The following is a 19,054-nucleotide window of genomic DNA, read 5'->3' on the forward strand; positions in this document are numbered from 1 at the left end:
CTGATCACCCTTCCCGGGCCGTGATCGACTGTTCCACCCACTGGCGCAGAGCGGGGGCGGGCGCCGCCCCCGCCTGCCTGGCGACCGTCTCGCCCCGGTCGAGCACGAGCAGTGTCGGTACCGCCTGGACGTCGAAACGCCGCGACAGCCGCGGGTTCTTGTCGACGTCGACTTTGACGAGTTTGATGCGGCCGGCGAGATCGGTGGCGACCTTCTCCAGCGCGGGGCTCACCATGCGGCAGGGGCCGCACCAGGTGGCCCACAGGTCGACCACGACGGGGACGTCGGCCCTCTCGGCGACCTCGGTGAAGTCGTCGTCGCCCGCGTCCACCATCCACGGCAGGGGCTGCTTGCAGTGGCCGCATCTGGGGCGGCCCTCCGCGGCCACGGGCACCCGGTTGGTGCGCCCGCAGTTCGGACAACTGACGGTCGTCGCCTGCATCGTGCTCATGCCGCCCGCGCTCCCTTCAGGTCCTCGGGCCGGTCGTAGGTGACCACCAGCTCTCCGTGTTCGGCGTCGACGCGGACCGTCGCGCCGTCCTGGACGTCGCCGCGCAGCAGGGCGCGTCCGACCAACGTCTCGACCTCGTGGGAGATGTAGCGGCGCAGCGGCCGGGCCCCGTACACCGGGTCGTAGCCCTCGTGGGCGATCACTTCCCGGGCAGCGGGGGTGAGTTCGACGGTGATGCGGCGTTCGGCGAGCCGCTGCCGCAGTTCGTCGAACTGCAGCTCCACGATCCGCTCGATCTGCCGCTCGCCGAGCGGCTTGAACAGCACGATGTCGTCGACGCGGTTGAGGAACTCCGGGCGGAAGTGCCCGCGCAGCTCGCCCATCACCAGGGCGCGGGCATCGGGCTTGATCTCACCTTCGGCGGTGGCGCCGTCGAGGAGGTGCTCGGAGCCGATGTTGGACGTCATGATGATCACGGTGTTGCGGAAGTCGACGGTGCGGCCCTGCGCATCGGTGATGCGACCGTCGTCGAGGATCTGCAGCAGGGTGTTGAAGACATCGGTGTGCGCCTTCTCGATCTCGTCGAACAGCACGACCGAGTACGGCTTGCGGCGTACGGCCTCGGTGAGCTGGCCGCCTTCCTCGTAGCCGACGTATCCGGGCGGCGCGCCCATGAGCCGGCTGACGGTGTGCCGCTCCTGGTACTCGCTCATGTCGAGGCGGACCATGTTCTCCTCGGAGTCGAACAGAGTCCGGGCGACGGTCTTGGCCAGCTCGGTCTTCCCGACGCCGGTGGGGCCGAGGAAGATGAACGAACCGATGGGACGTCGAGGGTCGCGGATGCCGGAGCGGGCGCGGATGATGGCGTCGGTGACGAGTTTGACGGCTTCGTCCTGGCCGATGACGCGCTCGCGCAGGATCTCGTCGAGACGCAGCAGTTTCTCGCGCTCGCCCTCCTGGAGGCGGGCGACGGGGATGCCGGTCCACGCGGCGACGATCTCGGCGATCTCCTCCTCGGTGACGACCTCGCGCAGCAGCCGGTTCTGCCCTTGTTTGGAGACCAGTTGCTCCTCCTCCGCGGCGAGTCGGCGCTCCAGGTCCTGGAGCCGGCCGTAGCGGAGTTCGGCGGCGCGGTTGAGGTCGTAGGCGCGTTCGGCCTCCTCCGCATCGTGGCGGACCTGCTCCAGTTCCTGGCGCAGTTCCTGCACGCGGCGGATCGCCTGCCGTTCGGCCTCCCACTGGGCGCGTTTGGCGTCGGCCTCACCGCGCAGGTCGGCCAGTTCCCTGCGCAGCTCCCCCAGACGGGCCCTGCTGGCGGGATCAGTCTCCTTGGACAGGGCCGCGTCCTCGATCTCCAGGCGGGTCACCCGGCGGGTGATCTCGTCGAGTTCGGCGGGCATGGAGTCGATCTCCGTACGCAGCCGGGCACAGGCCTCGTCGACGAGGTCGATGGCCTTGTCGGGCAGGAAACGGTCGGTGATGTAGCGGTGGGACAGCGTCGCCGCCGCGACCAGCGAGGTGTCCTGGATCTTCACGCCGTGGAAGACTTCCAGGCGTTCACGCAGTCCGCGCAGGATGGAGATGGTGTCCTCCACGCTCGGCTCGTCGACCAGGACCTGCTGGAAGCGGCGTTCGAGGGCGGCGTCCTTCTCGATGTGCTTGCGGTACTCGTCGAGGGTGGTGGCGCCGATCATGTGGAGTTCGCCGCGGGCGAGCATCGGCTTGAGCATGTTGCCCGCGTCCATGGCCCCTTCCGCGGCGCCCGCTCCGACGACCGTGTGCAACTCGTCGACGAAGAGCAGGATCCGGCCCTCGGCGGCCTTGACCTCGCTGAGCACGGCCTTGAGGCGTTCCTCGAACTCGCCGCGGTACTTGGCGCCGGCGACCAGGGAGCCCATGTCGAGGGCGAACACCGTCTTGTCGCGCAGGCCCTCGGGGACGTCGCCGCGAACGATGCGCTGGGCAAGGCCCTCGACGATGGCGGTCTTGCCGACGCCGGGGTCGCCGATGAGGACGGGGTTGTTCTTGGTCTTGCGGCTGAGGATCTGGGTCACACGGCGGATCTCCGCGTCCCGGCCGATGACCGGGTCCAACCGCCCGGACCGAGCCTCGAGGACCAGGTCCCGGCCGTACTTCTCCAGAGCCTCGTAGGCCACTTCGGGGTTGGCGGAGGTGACACGCTGGTTGCCGCGGACCCGGGTGAGCGCGCTCAGGAACGAGTCCCTGGTGATGCCGGCCTGTTTGAGCAGTCGCCCGGCGGCGGTCGAAGAGCTCTCCTCAGCCAGCGCGAGCAGGAGGTGCTCCACGGACACGTACTCGTCCTTGAGGCGTTTGGCCTCCCGTTCGGCGGCGTCGAGCAGGCGGGAGAGGCGCTGGGTGACGAAGACCTGGCCGGGTGCCGCGCCGGGGCCCGTGACCTTCGGGCGGCGGGAGAGTTCCTCGCCCACGGCAGCGCGCAGTTCCTGCGGATCGGTGCCGGCCTGTTGCAGCAACCGCGGGATCAGACCGTCCTCCTGGTCGAGAAGTGCGAGCAGCAGGTGTTCCCCGTCGACCTCGGTGTGCCCCATGCCGACGGCCGCGGTCTGTGCCTCCTGGAGGGCTTCCTGGGACTTCTGGGTGAGACGGTTCATGTCCATGGGGGTGTGTCACTCCTCGTGCCGCGGCCGCGCAGGGCGGCTTCGAGCAGGCTGATGCGGTCGAGCAGGTCGAGCACCAGGCCGATGGATGCGTAGTTGAGGCAGAGTCCGGTGCGCAGCCGCTGGATGCGGGCGAGGACCGCAGGGGCCGTGGGGTCGAACACCAGGCGCCCCGCGGCGTCGCGGTCGGCGTCGACCAGGCCGAGGGCGACGAACCTGCGGATCAGATCGGGGTGGAGGCCCGAGCGAAGGGCCACGGCGGCCAGGGAGAGCCTGGGGACGGGCACGAGCGCGTACCGGACAGCCGTCGAGGCGGTGAGGTCCGCGCCCGTCCGCACCGGACGGGCGCCCGCGCCGGCCCGGCCGATGCCTGCCGCTCCCGCGGGTCGGTCGTTCATCACGTCCTCCTGGGGTCGAACGGGGAAGTGGCGGCGAGCTCCTCGAACAGTTCGCGCTCCCGGTCGCCGAGCGTGGGCGGCACCATGACGCGGAGTTCGGCGTACAGGTCGCCGTTCGCGCCCCGCGGGTTCGGCATGCCCTCGCCGCGCAGCCGCAGCCGCCGGCCGCTGGACGAACCCGCGGGCACCGTGACCTTGGCCGTGCCACCGCCGGGTGTGGGCACCGGCACGGTCGCGCCCAGGGCCGCCTCCCAGGGGGTGACCGGGACCTGGACGTGCACGTCACGGCCGTCCAGCCGGAACCGCGGGTGGGGCTGGACGCGCACCCGCAGGTACAGGTCGCCCGCGGCGGCGTCACCACTGCCCCGGCCACCCTCACCCGCCAGCCGGATGCGCTGCCCGTCGGTGACGCCCGGCGGCACGTCGACCTCGTACCGCCGCGGCTGCCCGGTGGGGCCGGCGAGCGTGACGGTTCGACGGCCGCCTCGGTACGCCTCCTCGACGGTGAGCGGCAGTTCGGCCTCCTGGTCCGCTCCGGGGACCCCGCCTCGCGCGGCGCCGGCTCCGAACATGGAGCCGAGCAGGTCCTCGATGTCGATGCCCTCCGCGCCGAGGTCGTCGCCGAAGCCGGTGGCGTACCGGACACGGGGACCGCCACCGCCTGCGGTCCTCCGACCGCGGAAGCCTCCGCCCGCTCCCGCCGCGACCCGTTCGTCGAAGTCCTCCGGGATTTTGCGGAAATCCTCGCCGAAGCGGTCGTAGCGGGCTCGGGTCTTGGGATCGGACAGGACGCTGTACGCCTCGTTGAGGTCCTTGAAGCGCTCTTCCGCCCCGGGGTCCTTGTTGACGTCGGGGTGGTGCCTGCGGGCGAGTTTGCGATATGCCTGCTGGATCTCGTCCTGGCTCGCGGTCCGCGACACGCCCAGCACCTCGTAGAAGTCCCGTGCCATGGCCGGTCACTCCCGCTTCGCGACGGTCACGGCGGCGGGCCTGAGCTGTCGTTCGCCGTCCCCGTATCCGGGGCGCAGCACCTGGACGACCGTGCCCGGTGGGGCGTCGGGGTCCTGGACGACACCGACCACCTCGTGCAGGGCCGGGTCGAAGGCGACGCCGGTCTCCGCATGCCGCGGGTAGCCGAGCAGTTCGAGGACGTTCACCGCCTGGTCGCGTACGGCCCGGACGCCCTCCACGATCGCGCCCGGATCGGCGCCCGCGTGGGTCAGGGCGAGTTCGAGGTTGTCGAGGACGGGCAGGAAGGCGGCCGCCGTGCGGGACCGCTCGACCGCCCGTTCGCGCTCCAGTTCCCTGGCGTGACGCTTGCGAAGGTTGTCGAGGTCGGCGAGTGCGCGCCGCCAGCGGTCCTCCAGTTCCTGGATCGCGGTCGTGTACTCGTCCTCGGCACGCGCGGGGCCTGCGGCGTCGGGTCCCGGTTCGCCGTTCCCCGCTTCGGACCGGGGCGGGCCCGGTTGGGGCAGATCCTCTCGCGGAGGGCGTCCGGCGCCTTCGGGGACCGGTACGACCGGATCCGACGCGGGCCGGTCGGGTTCCTGGGGGTGGGTGGGCATGGCGCGCCTCAGCCCTTGTCGAACTCGGCGTCGATGACATCATCGTCATCGCCACCGCCACTCGTGGGACCGCCGGCGGCGGCGTCCTGGCCGGGACCCTCGCCTGTGGCGCCCGCGCCCTGATGGGCCGTCAGCCCCGCGAGCACCTGCTGGAGTTCGGAGGTCAGGGGCCGCACGCGCTCCACGCCCGCCTCTTCCTTGACAGCCGCCCGGGCGTCGGACACGAGCATCTCGGCGCGTGCCTTCTCGTGCGCGGGCGCTGCGTCGCCGAGTTCGGTGAGACGCTTCTCGACCTGGTACGCGACGGCGTCGAGTTCGTTGCGGGCGTCGACGGCCTCGCGGAGTGCCTGGTCCTGGCCCCGGTTGCTCTCGGCCTCCTGGACCATGCGTTCGACCTCACTGCGGTCCAGGTTGGAGCTCTCGCTGATGGTGATGCCCTGTTCCTTGCCGGTGTCCCGGTCGCGGGCCTTGACGTTGAGGATGCCGTTGGCGTCGATGTCGAAGATGACCTCGATCTGTGCTTCGCCCCGCGGCGCCGGCCGGATGTCGGTGAGCTGGAACCGGCCCAGCACCCGGTTGTCGGCGGCCCGCTCGCGCTCGCCCTGGAGGACCACCACATCGACGGCCGGCTGGTTGTCCTCGGCGGTGGAGAAGGTCTCGCTGCGGCGCACCGGGATGGTGGTGTTCCGCTCGATGATCTTCGTCATCACTCCGCCGCGCGTCTCCACGCCCAACGACAAGGGTGTGACGTCGAGCAGCAGGACATCCTTGACCTCGCCCTTGAGTACCCCGGCCTGGATCGCGGCGCCCAGGGCCACGACCTCGTCGGGGTTGACGCTCATGTTGGGGTCCTTGCCGCCGGTCAGCCGGCGGACCAGGGTCTGGACAGCGGGGATGCGGGTGGAACCGCCGACGAGGATGACCTCGTCGATGTCGCTGTCGCCGACCTTGGCGTCGGCCATCGCCTGCTGCACCGGTCCGAGGCAGCGCTCCACCAGGTCGCCGGTGATCTGCTCGAACGTGGACCGCATGATCGAGTCGGTGAGGTGCTTGGGGCCCGAGGCGTCGGCGGTGATGAACGGCAGGCTGACCTGCGTCTGCGTCACCGAACTGAGCTCGGTCTTGGCCTTCTCCGCCGCCTCGAACAGTCGTTGCAGCGCCTGCGGGTCCTTGCGCAGGTCGATGCCGTTCTCCTTCTGGAAGTCGTCGGCGAGGTGATCCACCAGACGCCGGTCGAAATCGTCACCCCCCAGGTGGCTGTCACCGGCGGTGGAGCGCACCTCCACCACGCCGTCGCCGACGTCGAGGATGCTCACGTCGAAGGTGCCGCCGCCCAGGTCGAAGACGAGGACGGTCTCGTGCTCCTTCTTGTCCATGCCGTACGCGAGGGCGGCCGCCGTCGGCTCGTTGATGATCCGCAGCACCTCCAGTCCGGCGATCCGTCCGGCGTCCTTGGTGGCGGTGCGCTGAGCGTCGTTGAAGTAGGCGGGCACCGTGATGACCGCCTCCGTGACCCGCTCCCCCAGCTGCTTGGAGGCGTCGTCGGCGAGTTTGCGCAGCACCTGTGCGCTGATCTCCTCAGGCGCGTACAGCTTGTCGCGCACCTTGAAGCGGGCGGCCCCGCCGTCGCCCTCGACGACGTCGTACGCCACCGCCCTGGCCTCCTCGGAGATCTCGTCGAAGTGCCGGCCGATGAACCGCTTGGCCGAGTAGATGGTGCCCTTGGGGTTGAGAATGGCCTGGCGGCGGGCCAGCTGGCCCACCAGACGTTCCCCGGTGTCGGTGAAGGCCACCACGGACGGTGTCGTGCGGTTGCCCTCGCTGTTGGGCACGACGGACGGCTCGCCGCCCTCCCACACGGCGATCACCGAGTTGGTGGTGCCCAGGTCGATGCCCACTGCCTTGGCCATGGGAACTCCTCCCGGTACGGCGCCTGCGCCGACCTTGCGGATCACGTTCGTTCAGGTAGAAGAGGGACCTCCGCCGGTTTCCCGACGCTGCGCACGGAGGATCCCGAACACTCCCCAGGGTGACGAGCCGGGTGGCTCCACGCCTGCGCCTGGCGGGCCAGGAATGCACGCGTCCGGTCGCCCCACGAGTACGAGAGAATGATTCCGAACATTTCGGGTAGGCCGGCCGGAAGCGGGTACGCGACATACCACTCGCCTCCCTGAAGACACAGGGAGAACGGAGTGATCCCATGGCCGACAGTCGGACGCACAGCCTGTACCACCGCTGCTCCGACCGGGCGGGCAACCTTCCGCGGGGCGACGCCCGGCGGCACTCCACTGCCGCGCGCACACGGCCCTGCCCACCCGTTCGCACCCGAGCCGACCATCCCCTCCGCGACCTGACGGCGCTCTCCCGCACACTGTTCGACACCCCGGACGAGGACGAGATCCTGCGACTGGCCATGGACCACCTAGCCACCGCGGGGCCGTACAGGGCCGAGGCCGGATACCTCAAGGTGGGCGGCGACCTGGTCCCCAGCCCGAGTAACGGACAGACGCATACCTCGGCCCTGGGCCGGAAGGTGCGGGACCTGGCCGGGCGGGACGGCCCCGTGACCGTACCCGGCAGGCCCTGGGGCCGGGCTCTGGGGCTGCGCGGACCGGGGGGACTCCACGGCTACCTCGTGGTGACGTCCCGCTCCTGGCCGTCCGAGGCCGAGCGATCCCTGCTCGCCACGATCGCCCGGCACACCGCTGCCGCATTGTCAGTCGCCTTCGCACACCACCGCCGACGCGATGACGCGTTGGAGCTGCACCGACTGAGAAACGAACGCACGACCCTCCAGCGGCAGCTGATCTCCGTCATGGCGGAGCTGGGGTACCAAAGGGCCGTTGACGCGCTCATGGCCGACGTCGCTGCCTCGAGCGGCGGCGAGGAAGCCATCACCCGCGCACTGCACAGGCTCACCGGACTCCCCGCGCTGGTCGAGGACCGCTTCGGTCGGCTGAGGTCCTGGACCGGCCCCAGCCGCCCCGACCCCTATCCCGAGCCGGACCCCGTGCGCCGGGACGAAATGCTGCACGCCGTCGCCCGTCAGGCCGGGCCGGTGCGGGTGAAGGACCGGCTGGTCGCCCTGGTCCGCCCGCACGGCGAGATCCTGGGCGTGCTGGCCGTGGTCGATGCCGGGGACGAGGCCGACCAGCACACCGTGCTCGCGCTGGAACGCGCCGCCGCGTCGCTCGCCCCGGAGCTTACGCACCTGCGCGATCTGGCCGAGGTGGAGCTGAGGCTGCACCGCGAGCTGGTCGACGACCTCCTGGCGGGGACGGACGAGGCGAGCGCCTACGCCCGGTCCGAGGCTGTCGGACACGACCTGCACCGCAGCCACTACATCGTCGTGGTGCAGTGGCCGAACCGGACTGCGGACGATTCCTTCGCGCAGACCGTGGGACGGGCGGCCTCTGCCGTGGGCATGCGCTCGCTGCTGACCCTACGTTCCGACCACGTGGTCCTGGTCGCCGACGACAGGCCGCACGCCCGCGCGCTGTACGAGGCGCTCGCCCGGGAGACCGGGACACGGTCCGGGACGATCGGAGTGAGCGCGCCTTGCGACTCCCTGGACGACATACCCCACCGCTACCAGGAGGCGCAGCGCGCGATGGAAGTGCGCCGTCACTCCCGCGAGCGCTACGGCACGACGTTCTTCGACCAGCTGGGCCTCTACCGCATCCTGGGACCCGGCAACGACTACCGGGAACTGGAAACGTTCGTCCAGGAGTGGCTCGGGCAGCTCATCGACTACGACTCCCGGCACCACACGTCCATGGTGGAAACCCTGTCCCGGTACTTCGACTGCGGCGGCAACTACGACGAGACCGCGGAATCCCTCGCGATACACCGCAGCACGCTGCGCTATCGGCTCCAGCGCATCCGCGACATCGGCGGCAAGGACCTCGCGAACGTCGAGGACCGGCTGAACCTCCAAGTGGCGACCCGAGTGTGGAAGATCGTGCTGGGCGGGCCCGGCTGATTGCCCCGCCAGAACTTGCGCGAGCGATGTCAGCGGCAGTTGGGCGGGCTGCCCTGCTCCAGTGAGTGGGTGGCCCTCCCTCGGCTTGATCCCGGGCGGTCGCGTCGCGCCGGAAGGGGGCCCTGGTTCATGACCGCCATCGCTGGTTCTGGCGTTGCACCGCCGTGCGGCCTCCTGCCGACGTACGGCTGGCCGAGGGATTTCTGCGCACTTCGTGCTGCTCTGCCAGGGGAAGAAGGGCCGCCCTTTTTCGGCCTGGGGTGCGGAGGCGCTCAGCAGGGGGCTCTGCGAATCTCGACCGGGTAACAGCCACGGCGGCGCGGGCGCCGTCCCTTCCCGGTAAGGAGGCGAGAGGCATGACCGTGATGGCTGTGTCGAAGTTCGAGAGGTTCTTCCGCGCCGCCGCAAGCCTCGACGTGGACAGGAACGACCTGAAGCGGTACGGCGACTTCGTCGACGCGAAGCTCTACGACCTCCTGGTCGTCGGCCAGGCGTCGGCCAAGGCCAACGGCAGGGATACCGTCGAACCGTGGGACCTACCGATCACCAAGGGCCTGCAGGAGAGCATCCACCGGTTCCGGCGGCTCGACGAGGAGGTCGAGCTGAAGCCGATCCTGGAACAGCTCGCCGCGCACCCTCCCCTCGACAGGACACCCACCCAGGAGGCCGAAGAGCGCTACCCCGAGATCATCGGCGGTCTCAGCGTCGCCCTCGCCGAGACGTTCAGAATCATGTATCCGGATGTCAAGAACCCGCAGACCAGTCACTGGGAGGGCGTGACCGCGGTGTTCGACCGGCTGCTGTAACAGTCGCGTCCCGGTGCAGGTGGCAGCTTGTAGCCGAAGGGTGCCGGGGAGGGGCGGCCGCCTGTCCGGCCTCGGCGGCGGTTGATCGCCGGCATACGGTTCCGGGTCCGCACCGTCGCTCCGTCGCGGGACATGCCCGTCGAGTACGGGCCGTGGAGCCACATCTGCGCCCCGCTCCACCGATGGCAGCGGAGCGGCCCCTGGCACCGGGTCCTCACCCGGCTCCAGTGTCCGGCCGACGCGAAGGGTGCTGTCACGTGGGACCTGAGCGTCACTCCACGGGCTGCCGTGCCGCCACGTCGCCGAAGTCATCGTGCAACGGGCCCGGACGGGACACCGCGCGAGCGATGTCCGCCGCGAGCTGGAGCGCAGCACGGCGATGAGCGCGACCCTGCGTCCCGAACCCGACCGGTGCTCAGCCCCTCGCGGCGTCGTCAGGGGCGTGCGAGCCGGGCCGCGAGATAGGGCGCGGTGGCGCTCCGTCGGGCCCTCGCCACCTTGGCCGGCGGGCCCGCCGCGACCACCCGTCCGCCCGCGTCGCCGCCGCCCGGCCCGAGGTCGATGACCCAGTCGGCGGTGGCGATCGTGTCCAGGTCGTGCTCGACGAGGACGACCGTGTTGCCGGCGTCGACGAGCCGGTGCAGCTGTCGCAGCAGCAGCGCGATGTCCGCGGGGTGCAGCCCCGCCGTCGGCTCGTCGAGCAGGTAGAGCGCGTGCCCGCGGCGGGCTCGCTGCAGTTCGGTGGCCAGTTTGATGCGTTGTGCCTCACCACCGCTGAGTTCCGTCGCGGGCTGGCCCAGCCGCAGGTAGCCCAGTCCCACCTCGCGCAACGTCTCCAGACTGCGGGAGGCGGCCGGGACGGCGGACAGGAAGTCGGCGGCGGCGTCGACGGACAGCCCCAGCACCTCCGCGATGTTCTTGCCGCGGTAGGTGACTTCCAGCGTCTCGGCGTTGTACCGGGCGCCCTGGCAGGTCGGGCACGGCGCGTAGGTGCCGGGCAGGAACAGCAGTTCCACCGCGACGAATCCTTCGCCCTGGCAGGTCTCGCACCGCCCTTCGGGCACGTTGAAGGAGAACCGCCCGGCCGAGTAGCCGCGCGCCCCGGCCTCGTCCGTCGCCGCGTACAGCTTGCGCACCGCGTCGAACATCCCCGTGTACGTGGCCAGGTTGGACCGGGGAGTCCGGCCGATGGGCCGTTGGTCGACCCGGACCAGCCGGTCGAACGACTCGATCCCCGACGCGTCCTGGACGTCGACCTCCAGCTGAGCATCCTCGGGCTCCTCGGGTGCGAGTCCGAGGTGGCCGCGGACGACCTCGGCGAGCACCTGCGTCACCAGCGTCGACTTCCCGGAACCGGACACGCCCGTCACCGCCGTCAGTACGCACAGCGGTACGTCGACGGACACGTCGCGCAGATTGTGGCGGGAGACGCCGCTCAGGTGCAGCCAGCCGTGCGGTGCGCGCGGACGGTGCTCGAGCGGCTCGGCGCGCCCGAACAGGTACCGGCTCGTGGCCGACTCCCCGACCCGCTCGAGACCGGCGACCGGGCCGCTGTACAGCACGCGTCCGCCGCCCTCGCCCGCGCCGGGGCCGATGTCGACCACCCAGTCCGCCCGCCGTACGACGTCCATGTCGTGCTCCACGACGAACAGCGAGTTGCCGGCCGCCTTGAGGCGGTCCAGCACGTCCAGCAGCGGTTCCGCGTCAGCCGGGTGCAGCCCCGCGGAGGGTTCGTCCAGCACGTAGACGACGCCGAACAGCCCCGAGCGCAGCTGGGTGGCGATCCGCAGGCGCTGCGCCTCGCCGGGCGACAGGGTCGTCGAGCGGCGCCCGAGACTGAGATATCCGAGGCCCAGGTCGAGCAGTACGTCGAGCCGCGCGACCAGATCGCCGCAGATCCGGACCGCGACCTCGGTCGTCTCGCCGGATCGGGCGGTCGACGTGGTGGCGCCGGCCTCGGACCGCGCCGCGACGGGCCGCAGCAGCGCCACGACCTCGGCGAGCGGCATCGCGTTGATCTCGGCGATGGAACGTCCGGCGAAGGTCACGGCGAGCGCCTCGGGCCGCAGTCCGCTGCCGTGGCACTCGGGGCAGGGCACGCTCCTGACGAACCGGAGCGCCCGTTCGCGCATCTTCTCGCTCTTGGAGTCGGCGAGCACATGCATGACGTGCTTGCGAGCGCTCCAGAACTTGCCCTGGTAGCCGTAGTCGACGCGGTCCTCCTCCGGCTCGATGTACACGGAGGGCTGCTCGTCCGTGTACAGCAGCCAGTCGCGGTCCTTCTTCCTGAGCCTGCGCCACGGTCGGTCGATGTCGATCCCCAGACCGTTCACGACACTGCGCAGATTGGCGCCCTGCCAGGCGCCCGGCCAGGCGGCGATCGCCCCCTCGCGGATGCTCAGCGAGGGGTCCGGGACGAGCAGGTCCTCGGCCACGTCGTGCACGACGCCCAGTCCGTGGCACTCCGGGCAGGCGCCGGCCGCGGTGTTGGGTGAGAACGACTCGGCCTCCAGCCGTGCGGCCCGGGGCGGATAGGTGCCGGCGCGGGAGTACAGCATGCGCAGCAGATTCGACAGCGTCGTGATGGTGCCGACCGTCGAACGCGAGCTGGGCGACCCGCGTCGCTGCTGCAGGGCCACGGCCGGTGGCAGTCCGGTGATCTCCTGCACGTGCGGTGCGCCGACCTGTTGCAGGAGCCTTCGGGCGTACGGTGCCACGGACTCGAAGTAGCGCCGCTGGGCCTCCGCGTAGAGCGTGCCGAACGCGAGCGAGGACTTGCCCGAACCGGAGACGCCGGTGAAGGCGACCATCGCGTCCCGCGGAACGTCGACGTCGATGTTCCGCAGGTTGTTCTCACGGGCGCCCCGGACCTGCACGAAGGAATCGTTCGCGTCCTTGTTCACCGTTCCTGATTACCTGATCGCGCCGGGAACCGCGCGACAGGCACCGTCACCGGGCCCGCCCACAGGAGCGTCGGGAGCATCCCGGATCCGATTTCGAGATCCGACCGTAACGCCTGCACCCGCCGGGAGGGGCCAGCGTGTCACGCTGCATCGGCGATACCCCGGGGGCATCCTGTGGGCACGGGGCGTCGCGGAGGCAGCCGACGAGAAGGAGTCATGCGGATGTCATCTCAGGGCGTTACGGTCGTGACTATCCTGGCCGATCCGGACGCGCCCACGGAGATCGCGCAGCGCATGGCCCGGATACTTCCTGCTCGGCTCGCCGACAGGTCCGGCCGGGGGCGACGGTTCGACGTCGAGGTGGTCAGTGAGCCCTTCACCGCGGGGACCGAGGACCTGCCCACCCTGATGCACCGGATCATGCACCGTGGAAGTGCGCAGAACTGGGACATCGTCGTGGCCCTCACCGACCTTCCGCTGCACTCACACGGGCGCAAGCTCGTGGTGGATCTGAGTCACGAACACGGCTTGGCACTGCTGTCTCTTCCTACGCTGGGGGGCCTGCGGCTGCAGACGAGGGCGCGGCGGGCCGTGGAAGTAGCCGTGCTCAGTCTGGCCGGTCCGCGGGCCTCCGAGGTGGAGGGACCTGCGCAGAGTCAGCCGCTGCTGGCCCCCTTCGTCAGTCGTTTCGCGCCTATTCACCCGGGCCAGGTCGGTGCGGAGGAGACCGCTGATCTGCGGTACGTCGTCAGCGGGCCGCGCGGATACCTGAGGGTGCTCCTCGGTATGGTCCGGGCCAACCGGCCGTGGCGCTTGGTGCCGGGCCTGTCTAAAGCCCTGGCGGCCGCACTCGCCACCGGAGCCGTCGCCACCGTGAACTCCACCATCTGGAGCCTGGCCCAGTCACTGAGCGCGCCGCGCCTCGTGATCGCCACGGTCGGATCTGTCGCACTCATGATCGGTTGGCTGATCGTGGACGCGCAGCTGTGGCATCGATCAGCCGAGGCCTCGCGGGAGGCGAGGCAGAGGGCAAGGCTCTACAACGTGTCGACGGTCATGACCGTGGGCATCGGGGTGCTCGTCTGCTATGTGGGTCTGATCGTCATCAACCTGGTGTGGGCCCTGTTCATCCTCAACGGCCACGTGTTCGCCTCCACGACAGGAACCCCGCTCGACGCCGCCGAATACTGGACGTTGTCCTGGTTCGTCGCCTCGGTCGCCACAGTGGGCGGCGCGCTGGGATCAGGCCTGGAGAGCGACGAGGCGATCCGGGCAGCCGCCTACTCCAAGCGCGAACAGGAACGCCGCCGGATGCTCCAGGACGACGACGGGGACCAGGTGGTGACCTGAGTCGGGGATTCGTCGGTGACGGGTGGCCGATGATCGTCCACCCACGAAGACTCCGCTGATCGATCGGTGCGTGGTTGTTTCGCGTCGGGGACCGGCGGGGACCCGGACGGCACGCCGCGTGGTCCTGCATCCGACCGGACACGGGAACGGCCACAAGCGGTAAGAGACCCGGGCCGCAGCCCCGCCGGTTCCCCCGGACCGGTCCCGGGGACGGGCGCGATCTGCCCGCGCTCCGGCCCGGCGGGACGAACGGCGTGCTCGGCAGTGTCCGCAGTGGCTGCGCCCCGTCCAGCGGCTGCGGCCGCAGCCTGTTCGCGGGCCCGTGTGGGAGGCTTCCTTGTCCGACCGCTGCCGCACCTCAACCAGGCCGACGCGACCCGGCAGGGCGTTGCGGCCAGGCTCAGACCCGTGACGTGGCTGCGGGCCTTCGGGGAGGTCGTGCGATCCGGGCTCACGATCGAGGAGACGCGGCTGGAGCCCCTGCTCGCGTTGCGCACGGCCGCTGGGGTCGCGATCGTCGTCGGGCCGGCGCTGTGGCTGGTCTCCCCTGCGTATGCCGCGTCCGCCGCCCTCGGCGCCTACTCTGCGGGTGGGGCCACCTTCCAGCGCACCTGGCGTCCACGCAAGGTGATCGCACTCGGCGCGGGCGCGGGCCTGGCGCTCAGCACCTTCGTGGGCTACCTGGCGGCGGGGCGACTCGTGACGTTCCTCCCGCTGCTGGCCGTATGGGCCTTCGCCGCGGGAATGGCGTGGGCCGTCGGATCGACCGCCGGGATCGTCGCGGCGACGACCGTGGGCAGCATGCTGGTGACCATCACCCTGCCCACGAGTGTCGGGCGGGCCCTGGAGCACGCCGGGGTCATCGCGCTCGGGGGCGCGACGCAGGCCGTGCTGATCCTGCTGTTCCCGATCCGGCGTTGGGGAGCGCATCGTGACGCGCTCGCCGACGCCCTGGCCGCCGTGGCGGACTACGCCCGCCGGTTGCGGCACGACCCGACCGCCCCGTTCGACCCGGAACCGTTGATGACGGCCCGGGACGCGGCAGCCGTGACGCCGTCACAGGCCCGCACCCGTCCGTCCGTCCTCCACGGACCCCGGGGACTCGCCGAGCGCATTCGGCCGGTTGTCGCCGCGCTCGCCGACCCGGACGTGGGCGCACCTGCGGAGGGACCCGGGCGGGACCGCGCGCGGGAGTTGCTCGACGCGGCCGCCGACGTCCTGGATGCGGCCGCCCGTTCGATCCGCCGCGGCACTCCCGCCGAGGTGCGGCCCGGGAGCACGGACGTCCTGCGCGTCGACGAGGAGCACGAGGTGCTGGAGGGGCCCGCGCGGCAGGCCGCCGAGCGGCTCGTGGAACTGCTCGGCGAGGCGTTGGAGATCGCCGACTGCGGCGGCGCGCGCGGCAGGACGCCCACGCCGCCCGGCCCCGCGGGCACCCAGTTCCTGGTGCGCCCGACGATGCTCCGGCTGGTCCCGGTGGTCGTCAGGGCGGTCCGCCGTGAGCTGCGGCGGGACTCGCCCGTGTTCCGGCACGCCGTCCGCTTGGCGGCGGTGGCCACGCTCGGCTATCTGATCGCCGCCCGGCTCCCCCTGGGCCACGGCTACTGGGCGCCCATCGCCTCGGTGATGGTGATGCGGCCGGACTTCCACCGGACGTACGCGCGCGCGGTGGCCCGTCTCGCAGGGACCCTTGCCGGGGTCGCGCTCGCCACCGGGATGGTGCGGGCTCTGGGCCCGGACGCCCATGTGTTCGGCGCGCTGGCGGTGGTCTCGGCCGGCCTGTCGTACACGCTGATCCGTACCGGCTACGCCTACTCCCAGTGCTTCACCGCCGCGTACGTCGTCTTCCTGCTCGGCATGGGCGGCCAGGCGTGGGAGCAGACAGTCCCGGAGCGCGTGCTGCTCACCCTGCTCGGCGGGGTCCTGGCCATGGTGGCGTACGTGGTGTTCCCCGCATGGGAGACGCCCAAGCTGGCGGGCCGGCTTGCGGACTGGCTCGCCGCCAACGGCCGCTACGCGGCCGCGGTGCTCCGCGACTACGCCGAACCGACCCGGGAGCGTCACGCCGACATGCGCAGGGCACTGCTGGCGAGCAGGGAGGCACGCGCCGCCTGGCAGGAGGCATACGACCAGGCAAGGCAGGAACCGGTCCGCCCCAGGGGTCTGACGTCGCGCGAGGCCCAGGAGGCAGAGGAGGCGCTCAAGCGTTTCGGCCGGGCGGCGATGCTCATGGAGAGCCATGTCCCGCGGGCGGACAGCCGTTTCGTCCCCGAGGCGGAGCGGTTCGCCGAGGCCTTGGAGGCAGACACCGAGCAGGCGGCAGCCGACGTGCGCGAGCACAGAAATCCGGACTGGGGGCACGTGGACGAGGCGTTCCGCGCGTGGGAGGGGGCCGCCGGGGACCGGAGCCAGGTAGTGCGGCGCGAGGCGGGGCTGCAAAAACGGGCCTTGGAAGAGCTCGCGACGGCCGTGAGCCGCACGCCCCTGGAACGGGACGTCGGCTCTGCTCGCGAGGAGCAGCGGGTGCGGGCGGCCGTGGCGGCGGAAGGCGACGGCTCAGAAGCCGCGCACCGGGGTGGGTGACGTCTTCTCGGCGTTCATGAAAGGTCGGTCATCGGTGCTGCCGAGAGAATCGCCTGGCCGTAAGTCCCGGGATTCCACCGCACTCCCCCGCAACGGCCCCAATTCCGAAGAACCGTCCCGTACTCGACGTGGTAGACGAGCCCGCGGCGATTGTCCAGATCGTCCCGGATCCTCTCGACGTCACGCACGCATGCCTCCTGCAGGCCGCTGACCTGGGGTGCGTATGGCAGCGATCTCCGCCGCCCGGTCGTCGTCGGCAAAGGCCACTGCGTCGACCGGGCGGCGGCATCGCCAACGCCTGCGTCCAGGTGACCGGCTCCAACTGCGGCTCTCCCGGGAGCGCGCCGATTCCCGCGCGATTTCACGCGGGAGTTGACGCGCGCGTTCAGGGCCGTGGCCGACCGAGGCTGATGTAGGCGTAGGCGAATCCCTCCCCATCGCGTGGCGCCCGGGTCCAGGAACGGGTCGTGAAGGTGGGCAGCCTGCCCTGGGTCAGCGCGAAGCGGGGCAGCGACAGCCCGAGTTCGGTGTGCAGGGTCTGTAGCAGCCGCCGTTCGCGGTCCGGCTCCGTATCCTCCGGAGGGAACAGCCGTGCGGGGTCCAACGCTTCGGGAATCGCGCCGGAGCGCTCGATCTCCGTACCCCGGACGGTGAACGCGTAGAGCTCCTCGCCCTGTTCGGCCACCGCGAGGTGGAACGCGGCCGGGTGGGCCCCCGAGGACGAGTGCCGGGGATCGCGCCACACCACCACCGCGCGGCCGGCCGAGGAGGCGGCCCGGGCGGGGGAGGAGAACAGCGTGCCGAGGTGGTGGGAGTCGCCGTCGAAGGCGAAGGCCCACGCTTCGGCGGTGCGCCCGACGGCCACCACGGCCCGGTCCTCCCAGAGTTCCACGCCCTCGCGCTCGTGGGGCTTGGGTGCGCGCCAGAAGGCTTCGCGCGGGTCTGCGGGCGCGCTCAGTTCGGCGCCCTCCTCGCCTATCAGAGCGGGCAGGCGGGCAGGATCGATCCCCTTCACCCAGACACAGCGGTAGCCGTCGGACGGCCGCCGGTTCGCCGCGGGCTCCGTCAGCCAGGCCAGGCCCGGCGGGTCGAGGTCGGGCACCGGCTCGGGAGCGGGTCCCGCTTCCCCGGCCCGCGGCGTCGCAAGGATTTCCCGTCCACGCTCCGGGGTGACCAGCGGGCCCAGGACCGGATCGGCGAGCAGGCCGATCGGGGCGATCAGGGAGGGTCCGGGCGTCTCCCAGCCCGGGAGCGCGTCCCGCAGGGTCCGCCACGCGGCGTCGGTCGCCCCCCAGCGGGCCTGCTCCCTGGCCTCGGAGACGGCCTCGCCCCATGGGCCGGGGGGCGCGTAGCGATGGGTGCCGTCCCGCATCGTGCCCAGTACGGCCTCGGCGGTGTCCCGGGGGACCCCGCGGGCGGTCATCATGCCGAGCCAGTGGTCGTCCCCGCCCAGCCGCCATTCGCCGCGGGCCGGCGTCATGGCCGCCACGGGAAGGATCTCGGGCAGGTAGCGAGGGTCGGCCGCCAGGAAGCCGTGGTCCCGGGAGCTGTGCGGAGCAGACAGGTGCCGGAGCTGGTTCAGCAGGACGGCGCTGTGCGGCCGTCCGAAGGACAGCGCCTCCTCGATCAGGGGCAGGGCCTCCTCGTGCCGTCCGCGCAGGGCCAGCAGACGGGCCCGCGCCACCCGGGCGTCCTGGGCGCGGGTGGTCGCGTTGACGAAGTCGGCCCTCCCCGCCCGGTCGGCGTGGAAGCCTCGGTACATGGCCTCCATGTAGGCGCGGAACGACGGGTAACGGTCCGGGAATTCACCGCTCCAGCCTTTGTAGACGTAGAGTGCCCACTCGCCGTCCTGGTCCCTGTCGCCCGGGTCGAGCAGGGCGTGAGACATGTCGGAGTCCGTCTCCAGCCGTAGCGCCCGTTTCCACATCCCGGCCAGCAGGACGTCCTCCCGGCGCGGGTTGGCGCCCAGATTCTCCTCGTACAGCGGGGCCATGTCGTACGGATCCTCGAACCAGCCGATGTCCGCGACACCGCCGAGCTGGTAGACGCCGGCCGTCTGCTCCACGTGCCATCCGTCGCTCACGGCCAGGAACTCCCGGTACGAAGGCGGCAGTCGCCGTCCCAGCCGCTCCTCGGCCGCGGCGATCGCCGGCTCCCGGGCCCCGGGCCTGCCGAGGCGGACAGCGGTCCGATCGCCGTCGCCCTCTTCGCCCTCTTCCTCCTCCTCGTCCTCGCGCGGGATCCACTCCTCCTGCCAACGCCCCAGAAAACCGTGCCAGTCGAAAGACTCTCCGCTCATGTCCGGATGGTGTCATCCGGCACTGACAACGGCGCCGCGAAGCGCCCCGCCTCCTCTCCCGCCTGGGTGCTTCCGGGACCG

At 71.3% G+C, this 19,054-nt stretch carries 12 protein-coding genes and 2 pseudogenes; 5 read left to right on the forward strand and 9 right to left on the reverse strand.

Going from position 1 to position 19,054, the window contains the following annotated elements; genetic code table 11:
- Positions 1-4: 4 nt before the first annotated feature.
- From trxA to dnaK, 6 genes are read right to left on the reverse strand one after another with little or no spacing between them, the layout of a single operon-like run.
- Positions 5-451, reverse strand: a complete 447-nt coding sequence (gene trxA / locus ASD48_RS26330) for a thioredoxin (RefSeq protein ID WP_057604181.1) — start codon at positions 449-451, stop codon at positions 5-7.
- Positions 448-3,087, reverse strand: a complete 2,640-nt coding sequence (gene clpB, locus ASD48_RS26335; RefSeq protein ID WP_057604182.1) for an ATP-dependent chaperone ClpB — start codon at positions 3,085-3,087, stop codon at positions 448-450. Before clpB ends, trxA begins: the two co-directional genes overlap by 4 nt.
- Positions 3,078-3,485 carry a chaperone modulator CbpM gene (locus ASD48_RS26340; protein ID WP_057604183.1) on the reverse strand — a complete coding sequence of 136 codons (408 nt, stop codon included), beginning with the start codon at positions 3,483-3,485 and terminating at the stop codon, positions 3,078-3,080. The genes clpB and ASD48_RS26340 overlap by 10 nt, the downstream gene beginning before the upstream one ends.
- The gene (locus ASD48_RS26345; RefSeq protein WP_057604184.1) at positions 3,485-4,435 is read right to left on the reverse strand and encodes a J domain-containing protein; all 951 of its coding nucleotides are present in this window, start codon (positions 4,433-4,435) and stop codon (positions 3,485-3,487) included. Before ASD48_RS26345 ends, ASD48_RS26340 begins: the two co-directional genes overlap by 1 nt.
- 6 nt (positions 4,436-4,441) lie before the next feature.
- Positions 4,442-5,050, reverse strand: coding sequence for a nucleotide exchange factor GrpE (locus tag ASD48_RS26350; protein ID WP_057604185.1), 609 nt, complete (start codon positions 5,048-5,050; stop codon positions 4,442-4,444).
- A gap of 8 nt (positions 5,051-5,058) precedes the next feature.
- A complete protein-coding gene (dnaK, locus tag ASD48_RS26355) occupies positions 5,059-6,960 on the reverse strand; it encodes a molecular chaperone DnaK (RefSeq protein ID WP_057604186.1) in 1,902 nt (633 codons plus the stop codon).
- Between the two features lie 290 nt (positions 6,961-7,250).
- Here dnaK and ASD48_RS26360 point away from each other — a divergent pair, with 290 nt between their 5' ends.
- The 3 genes and pseudogenes from ASD48_RS26360 to ASD48_RS45575 form a co-directional block, all read left to right on the forward strand.
- Positions 7,251-9,032, forward strand: coding sequence for a helix-turn-helix domain-containing protein (locus tag ASD48_RS26360; protein ID WP_057604187.1), 1,782 nt, complete (start codon positions 7,251-7,253; stop codon positions 9,030-9,032).
- 356 nt (positions 9,033-9,388) lie between these two features.
- Complete coding sequence (locus ASD48_RS26365) at positions 9,389-9,838, forward strand: DUF1931 family protein (protein WP_057604188.1); 450 nt, start codon at positions 9,389-9,391, stop codon at positions 9,836-9,838.
- Positions 9,839-9,895: 57 nt separating this feature from the next.
- Positions 9,896-10,303, forward strand: a pseudogene (locus ASD48_RS45575) (transposase); the annotation flags it as partial.
- Here the strand turns inward: ASD48_RS45575 and uvrA are convergent.
- Positions 10,273-12,741 (reverse strand): excinuclease ABC subunit UvrA, encoded by a 2,469-nt coding sequence (gene uvrA, locus ASD48_RS26370; RefSeq protein WP_057604189.1) that lies wholly within the window; start codon positions 12,739-12,741, stop codon positions 10,273-10,275. The pseudogene ASD48_RS45575 and the gene uvrA sit on opposite strands and share 31 nt — an antisense overlap.
- 246 nt (positions 12,742-12,987) lie before the next feature.
- On the opposite strand from uvrA, the gene ASD48_RS26375 reads away from it, so the two are divergent.
- Together ASD48_RS26375 and ASD48_RS26380 are read left to right on the forward strand one after the other, a co-directional pair.
- Complete coding sequence (locus ASD48_RS26375; RefSeq protein ID WP_057604368.1) at positions 12,988-14,091, forward strand: hypothetical protein; 1,104 nt, start codon at positions 12,988-12,990, stop codon at positions 14,089-14,091.
- 408 nt (positions 14,092-14,499) lie between these two features.
- Positions 14,500-16,674 carry an FUSC family protein gene (locus ASD48_RS26380; protein ID WP_057604190.1) on the forward strand — a complete coding sequence of 725 codons (2,175 nt, stop codon included), beginning with the start codon at positions 14,500-14,502 and terminating at the stop codon, positions 16,672-16,674.
- A 23-nt stretch (positions 16,675-16,697) separates the two neighbouring features.
- Here ASD48_RS26380 and ASD48_RS45580 read toward each other — a convergent pair.
- Together ASD48_RS45580 and ASD48_RS26385 are read right to left on the reverse strand one after the other, a co-directional pair.
- Positions 16,698-16,941 (reverse strand): annotated as a pseudogene (locus tag ASD48_RS45580) (endonuclease/exonuclease/phosphatase family protein); the annotation flags it as partial.
- Positions 16,942-17,059: 118 nt separating this feature from the next.
- A complete protein-coding gene (locus ASD48_RS26385) occupies positions 17,060-18,973 on the reverse strand; it encodes an SMI1/KNR4 family protein (protein ID WP_057604191.1) in 1,914 nt (637 codons plus the stop codon).
- Between the last annotated feature and the right edge of the window lie 81 nt (positions 18,974-19,054).

This window comes from Streptomyces sp. Root1310, from assembly GCF_001426425.1.
GTDB lineage: Bacteria > Actinomycetota > Actinomycetes > Streptomycetales > Streptomycetaceae > Streptomyces.

Coding starts and splice junctions, on each gene's coding strand:
- trxA (WP_057604181.1), bottom strand. CDS start 451: ATGAGCACGATGCAGGCGACGACCGTCAGTTGTCCGAACTGCGGGCGC.
- clpB (WP_057604182.1), bottom strand. CDS start 3,087: ATGGACATGAACCGTCTCACCCAGAAGTCCCAGGAAGCCCTCCAGGAG.
- ASD48_RS26340 (WP_057604183.1), bottom strand. CDS start 3,485: ATGAACGACCGACCCGCGGGAGCGGCAGGCATCGGCCGGGCCGGCGCG.
- ASD48_RS26345 (WP_057604184.1), bottom strand. CDS start 4,435: ATGGCACGGGACTTCTACGAGGTGCTGGGCGTGTCGCGGACCGCGAGC.
- ASD48_RS26350 (WP_057604185.1), bottom strand. CDS start 5,050: ATGCCCACCCACCCCCAGGAACCCGACCGGCCCGCGTCGGATCCGGTC.
- dnaK (WP_057604186.1), bottom strand. CDS start 6,960: ATGGCCAAGGCAGTGGGCATCGACCTGGGCACCACCAACTCGGTGATC.
- ASD48_RS26360 (WP_057604187.1), top strand. CDS start 7,251: ATGGCCGACAGTCGGACGCACAGCCTGTACCACCGCTGCTCCGACCGG.
- ASD48_RS26365 (WP_057604188.1), top strand. CDS start 9,389: ATGACCGTGATGGCTGTGTCGAAGTTCGAGAGGTTCTTCCGCGCCGCC.
- ASD48_RS26385 (WP_057604191.1), bottom strand. CDS start 18,973: ATGAGCGGAGAGTCTTTCGACTGGCACGGTTTTCTGGGGCGTTGGCAG.